The sequence below is a fragment of the Megasphaera hutchinsoni genome, assembly GCF_001553405.1.
Taxonomy (GTDB): Bacteria; Bacillota; Negativicutes; order Veillonellales; family Megasphaeraceae; genus Megasphaera; species Megasphaera hutchinsoni.
Window position 1 is genome coordinate 1 of sequence record NZ_KQ960930.1, and the last position, 709, is coordinate 709.

General features: G+C 44.9%; 1 pseudogene. It reads left to right on the plus strand.

From position 1 onward, the window contains the following. A pseudogene (locus tag HMPREF3182_RS01755) lies at positions 1 to 709 on the plus strand (hypothetical protein); the annotation flags it as partial.

Here is a 709-nt window from a genome sequence, read left to right on the forward strand (position 1 = left end):
TTACCGAACAAAGATATAACAACGATTTAAAAGGGGAACACATCGCTTTGGGAGAGGGGAGCGTCGCTTTTGATCAACAAAAAGGTTATAGCGGCCTATTTGCCGCCGGCATAAATGCCGTAGCCGGGGGAAAAGATGCCATTGCTATCGGTAATCAGGCCTCTGCAACGGGAAATAATTTTTCTATTGCTATCGGTTCGAATGCGGAAGCCCCGATGTCAAATTCTATTGCCTTAGGAGAAGGAAGTATTGCGAATTTAACATTATCACAACAAGGTAAACAATCGTATTTGACGAAGGAAGATTGGAATGGCGATTATAATGGCGTGTTGTCATTGGGTCGCGATCTCAGCGGTGCACGGGCGGAAGTAACGCGTCGCATTATTCACGTTGCCGGCGGTGCGGCAGATACGGACGCAGTGAATGTAAAACAATTAAAGGCGTTGGAAGCAAAAATACCGAAGGCTGTTGATCTCAGCAAGTACACAACAACGGATAAATTAGGGGCCGTTATTGAACAAAAACTGGGAGATACGTATGCCAAGAAAGCGGATATACCGGCGGTCAAAACATTTAAAGCCGTAGGTGACGGTATCAGCGTAACGGAGAAGGATAATGTTATTACGTATACGCTGGATACGAGCAAATTACCGCAGAGCAGTACCGGCGTATATATTACCGAACAAAGATATAACAACGATTTAAAAGG